Origin of the sequence: Runella sp., from assembly GCF_027484545.1 — a bacterium.
Classification (GTDB): domain Bacteria; phylum Bacteroidota; class Bacteroidia; order Cytophagales; family Spirosomataceae; genus Runella.
On record NZ_JAIXST010000262.1, the window covers coordinates 22,770 to 29,084 of the forward strand.

The window sequence follows — 6,315 nt, forward strand, 5'->3', positions numbered from 1 at the left end:
TTCAGAAAAAACCTTACAGGCTGTTACCCCTGTAAGGCCATACTATTAAGGGATGGGTTAATTGTGAGCAATATCTACAACGATGTCCTGATAGACGACGTTTTTATCGGCAATCTGTTGAGAAAGACTGATACCACGTCCTGCCAATGCCTTTTTGAAATCGTTTGGTAATACTTTCACAAATTGGCTCAAATACGTTTCCCAATCTTGGGTCATCATAAAAGCTACATTGCTGGTGGTGTATTGGAAGTGTTTTTCTACCAATCCTTTTACGATGGTCTCATCTTCTTCATTGAGTGAATCCAAACTCACCATTTCACGATTTACTTTAGGAGCGAAATCACCTTTTTTGTCCCACACATACGCCACACCTCCCGACATCCCTGCCGCGAAATTGCGTCCTACTTCTCCCAAAATAACGGCTACACCGCCCGTCATGTATTCGAGGCCGTGATCCCCCACACCTTCAACCACTACTTTAGCCCCTGAATTACGAACGCAGAACCGCTCCCCGGCCGTCCCGCGAATATACGCTTCACCAGCCGTTGCACCGTAGAAAGCTACGTTACCGATAATGATGTTTTCTTCCGGTTTGAAAGTCGCTTCTCGGTCAGGATAAACAATGAGTTCCGCGCCACAAAGTCCTTTTCCGAAATAATCATTGGCATCTCCTTCCAATTCAAGGCGAATGCCGCTCGTGTTGAATGCCCCGAAACTTTGTCCTGCCGTACCTCTAAATTTAAAGTGAATGGTTCCTTTAGGTAACCCTTCACCACCGTATAGTTTCGAAATTTCGTTGGAAAGCATATTGCCTACCGAACGATTGAGGTTGTTAATCGCGTACTCGCCATACACTTCTTCGCTGCTTTTGAGCGCAGGATTTGCGGCTTCAATCAATTGCCAGTCAATCACGTCTGCAATACCGTGGTCCTGATCTTCCTGTTTAAACTGGGCTACGTCAAGACTAACCGGCTCTTTGAAAAGAATGGCATTGAAATCCAATGCTTTATATTTCCAATGCTTAATGTCATCACGCATTTCAAGGAACTGTGATTGGCCTACCATTTCATTAATGGTACGTAATCCCAATTGCGCCATGATTTCACGCAACTCCTGAGCCATATACGTAAACATATTCACTACATGTTCAGGTTTGCCCGTAAACAAAGCACGCAATTCTTTCCGTTGCGTAGCTACTCCGACCGGACACGTATTAAGGTGGCATTTACGCATCATAATACAACCAGCTGCCACGAGAGCGGCCGTAGCTACTCCAAACTCTTCCGCTCCGAGTAAAGCCGCAATTGCTAAATCACGACCTGTACGCATTTGCCCGTCGGCTTGTACTGTTACCCGACCGCGTAATTTGTTTTTAACGAGCGTTTGGTGGGTTTCGGCCAAGCCTAACTCCCAAGGTAACCCTGCGTGACGCACTGAACTCAGTGGCGACGCCCCTGTTCCTCCGTCATGACCTGCAATAAGTATATGGTCGGCGTGTGCTTTCGCAACACCCGTTGCTACCGTACCTACGCCTGCTTCAGAAACCAGCTTAACGCTGATTCTGGCAGCACGGTTGGCATTTTTGAGATCGTAAATCAATTGCGCCAAATCCTCTATCGAATAAATATCGTGGTGAGGCGGCGGTGAAATAAGGCCTACACCTGGGGTAGAATGACGGGTACGGCCTATCCAATCATCCACTTTATGACCCGGTAGCTGACCGCCTTCACCCGGCTTGGCTCCCTGCGCCATTTTAATTTGAAGTTCTTTGGCATTGGTTAAGTAATGGCTGGTAACACCGAAACGTCCCGAAGCTACCTGCTTGATTGCTGACGACATGAAATCTCCGTTGGGCAATGGTTTGTAACGAATTTCATCTTCGCCACCTTCACCGGAGTTGGATTTACCGCCGATGCGATTCATGGCAATCGCCAACGTCGTGTGCGCTTCCCACGAAATGGAACCAAAAGACATCGCTCCCGTTGCAAATCGAGTAAAAATGCTCTCCAACGACTCTACTTCTTCAATGGGAATCGGATTTCCTTTTTTGAAACGCATCAACCCGCGAAGCGTTAATGCTTTTTGAGTCTGATCATCAATCAGTTTGGAAAACTTCTTGAAGATTTGATACCCGGCATCTCCACCTGTACGGGTAGAATGTTGAAGTAAGTGAATGGTCTGAGGATTGAAAATGTGAGCTTCTCCACGTTGTTTCCATTGATAAAAACCACCTACTTCCAGACGAGGATTAAGCACTTGAAGTTCCGGATACGCTACTTTATGACGAACCAAAACCTCACGGGCAATTTCTCCAATACCCATCCCGCCGATGCGCGAGATAGTTCCCGTAAAGTATTTATCAATCACGTCTTTGTTTAATCCCAAACACTCAAAAATTTGCGCTCCTTGGTAGGATTGAAGGGTAGAAATACCCATTTTCGAGAAAATCTTGAGCAATTCTTTATTAATCGCCTTGATATAATTAGCGTAGAGTCCATCATTGGCTCCCCCATTGGGGGTTGGGGGGCTAATCAAACCCTGACGATTCATGTACGCAATCGTTTGGAAAGCCATGTAAGGGCACACCCCGGCCGCACCGTAGCCAATCAACGTTGCTACGTGGTGGGTTTCAAACACATCTCCGGCTTCGACCAAAATCCCAACTTTACCCCGTAAACCTTTACGAATTAAATGGTGGTGAACTGCCGACATGGCCAACAGCGAAGGTACGGGTGCATGGTCTGAATCAATGGCACGGTCAGAAAGGATGAGAATTTCAAATCCATCATCAATGGCATCTTCCGCGTAACGGCACATACGCTCCAACGCGCTCGCCAGTCCATTTCCACCGCGATCTGCTCTAAAATACGTGTTTATTGTTTTTGCCTGAAAGTGCGCTTTATCTACCCAACGAAGTTTATCAAACTCTTCGATGGTAAGAACCGGCTGATCTAATTCAATTTGGCGACAATGTTTCGCCGATTCGGTCAGTAAGTTCTCGGTAGAACCCACAAACGAAATCAACGACATAATCGAACGCTCCCGGATCGAATCAATCGGCGGGTTGGTGACCTGCGCAAATAACTGCTTGAAATAATTCGATAAGTGCTGACTTTGTTCGGACAATACCGCCAACGGTACATCCGTCCCCATCGAACCGATGGCTTCGTAGCCTGTTTCGGCCATTGGCCCTAAAACCATTCGCAAATCTTCGGAAGTAAACCCGAAAGCGATTTGGCGTTTTAGTAAAAGTTTATCGTCATACGGTGCAAAAGGGCGTTGAGAAGGTTCCAGATCCGAAATTTTGATTTTATTTTCGTCCAACCATTGTTGATATGGTTGGCGAGAACAAATATCGGCTTTCAATTCTTCGTCGGGAATAATACGACCTTGCTCCATGTCCACTACAAACATTTTTCCCGATTGTAGGCGACCTTTTGACACGACCTTTGCGGGGTCAATGTCCAAAACCCCCGCTTCAGAAGCCATGATAATGGTATCATCGTCCAAAACCCAATAGCGCGAAGGGCGCAGACCGTTTCGGTCGAGGGTGGCTCCAATGATTTTTCCATCGGTAAATGAAATAGAAGCCGGACCATCCCACGGTTCCTGAATGGCCGCGTGGTATTCATAGAATGCCTTGCGTTGGGGGTCCATGGCATCATTGCCATCCCATGCCTCAGGCACAACCATCATCATTACATGCGGCAATGAGCGACCTGAAAGGTAAAGTAATTCGATGGCATTGTCCAAATTGGACGTATCAGAGTTGGTAATGTCGCAGATGGGCAGCAACATCTCCATTTCTTCTTTCGTAAAATTTTCAGACCAAAATGACTTTTCGCCCGCCCGAATCCAGTTGACGTTGCCGCGAACGGTATTGATTTCACCGTTGTGAGCTACGTAACGGAAAGGTTGCGCCAATTTCCACGACGGAAATGTATTGGTAGAAAAGCGGGAGTGAATAATGGCAAATGCCGAAACCACTGACTCACTGTGCAAATCAGGGAAATAATATTTCAACTGACCCGTTGTCAATTGTCCTTTATAGGAAATTGTACGGCAAGAAAGTGAGGAAAAGTAAAAATGAGATTTTGAACCAACAACCGTATCATAAATAATACGGGTAGCGTATTGACGCAATACAAACAATTTACGCTCAAATCCCAGTTCGTCAGTCACCGAATCAGGACGTTTAATAAAAAGTTGCTCCACCTGCGGTTCAACCGAAAGTGACCCTTCTCCTAAGGTATCATTGAGGGTAGGTACGAGGCGGTAGCCCAACAACTCCATGCCCAGCATTTTCATTTTTCGATTGAGGATATCACGACATTCTTCGCGCAGTTTTTCGTCTTTAGGAAAGAAAATCATTCCAACGCCATATTCACCTGCCGACGGAAGGGATATAGACAATTTGGCACATTCTTCGACAAAAAACTCGTGGGGAAGTTGAATCAGTATCCCGGCACCATCACCCGTGTTAGGATCGCAGCCGCAGGCACCGCGGTGATCCATACGTTCGAGCATGGTAATCGCATCAGCTACCATTTGGTGCGACTTACGACCCTTCATGTTGGCGCGGAAACCAATACCGCACGCGTCGTGTTCAAACTCGGGGCGATATAACCCCTGCTGGGCAGATTCTAACATGGTTTTGTTGTATATTGGGGGTTGGGTTGACGCCCATACCACTACCAGAACTCGATAGTATTATGGAACTATAAACTCACGCAAGTTACACAAAAATTTATTTGGTACAACAACGATTTCACCAAATAATGTACCATTTTAATTGATTCATAAAGAATATATCAAATATTCTTAAAATATTGCAATTTATCAATAATGCGCGTATATTGATTCTAAATTTTCAATAAAAGCATCTATTAATAGATATTTCGTAAAAAAACACCTTTTTTATTATCAAATACGCAAAAAATCAAGCTGTTCAATCAAGTTATTTAGTTTTTTCTAAATTTGTTCAGCAAAACAGACTAAAGACCTACTAAAATGGCCAATGAACCGCGTTGTCAAGGTTTTGGACTTCGGCAACGCTTTCGCTAATAATCAACGTCTTAAACTGAATTTTGCGTAAATCCTAACAATATTGAACTACGATCACAAAGGAAGATGTCTATACAAATGAAATGGACTATAAAATAGCAAATAAGAGGGCAAGTCTTTGCAGTTTTGTTTAGATTTCTTAGAATGAAAATCTAATTTTTTGAATCACTTGCATTGGTCGAAGCTGATAATTGGACTCTGCGTAAGAAAAACCATTGAAAGAAACCATTGTGAGATTAGAAGTATTCCAAATATTATTCCAATTGGTTTCTACATCTATTTTATACTTGTGAAAAGTGTAACGTATCACTAAATCGCTGAAAAAATTTTTACTATTTCGGAAAATAAAATCATTGGCATAGTACTCGTTTTGAAGGCTTACATAGGTGTTTTTAGAAGGATAAAATTCATATTCAATAGATGCAATTGCTGTGAAGGAGGCTGACTAATTCGGTCATTTACTTGATTTTTAAACCCAAGCCTTTTGTATTTATACTCAAAATCAGCCCATTTACTCATTTTACAGTTTATTCTTGCCCCATAGGTATTATTCTGATTTGCCACTGGTACAGCTATCCCATTGATAATTTGTCGGCGTTCTGAAAGCATCAATTGATACTCTAAACTTACTTGTATTTTTAACGTTTCAATGTACTTCCCTACTTGCATCATCAACGTTTGAAGTTTTGACCTATTAAACAAATCCAAAGCATAATTTTCTGCTACACCTTTGGCAGTTAAGCGAGTTCCATAAATAAGATTATTGTCTGTAAGGCGATTAGTATAAATCAAATATCCAAAGACCGATGTAATTGGATTTCGATAACGAATATTGGGCAGTGCGCGCAAAGTAATGCTATAACAAAAAAATAGACAACGGGGGCAAGTGCCTAACTTTGGAGTGACTAAACTCAAAGATTATGTACCTATTTTGCCCAAGTTGTCACAGCACAAAGATAAAAAAGAATGGCCCTACTCACTACGGTAATCGCAGCGGCGAACCGTCAGAACCATCAGTGTAAATGCTGTGGTCGGCAGTTTGTGATCAACAACGGCCACACGGTGTCGGCATGGACAAGGGCGTTAGTTAAAAACGCATTGAAAGAGCGGCTGTCTCTGCGGGCCATTTGTCGGTGTACCCCATTAATTGGACAAAATAGTTAATACTTTATAAGTGTATTATGGTTTAGTTAATATTGTACTATTTTTAGTTATTGGCAGTCGTTCATTGAAAACTTGATTTGGTGTTAA

The 6,315-nt window shown here is 43.3% G+C and carries 2 protein-coding genes; both read right to left on the bottom strand.

The window, feature by feature from the left end:
- Window positions 1-57: 57 nt before the first annotated feature.
- On the bottom strand, window positions 58-4,650 hold the full coding sequence (gene gltB / locus Q0081_RS23750) for a glutamate synthase large subunit (protein WP_298359632.1): 4,593 nt from the start codon (window positions 4,648-4,650) through the stop codon (window positions 58-60).
- 792 nt (window positions 4,651-5,442) lie between these two features.
- Window positions 5,443-5,913, bottom strand: coding sequence for a hypothetical protein (locus Q0081_RS23755; RefSeq protein WP_298359635.1), 471 nt, complete (start codon window positions 5,911-5,913; stop codon window positions 5,443-5,445).
- Window positions 5,914-6,315 lie beyond the last annotated feature (402 nt).

Bases quoted from the DNA above. Each gene is read 5' to 3' on its own strand.
- gltB (WP_298359632.1), bottom strand. From the start codon at position 4,650: ATGTTAGAATCTGCCCAGCAGGGGTTATATCGCCCCGAGTTTGAACAC.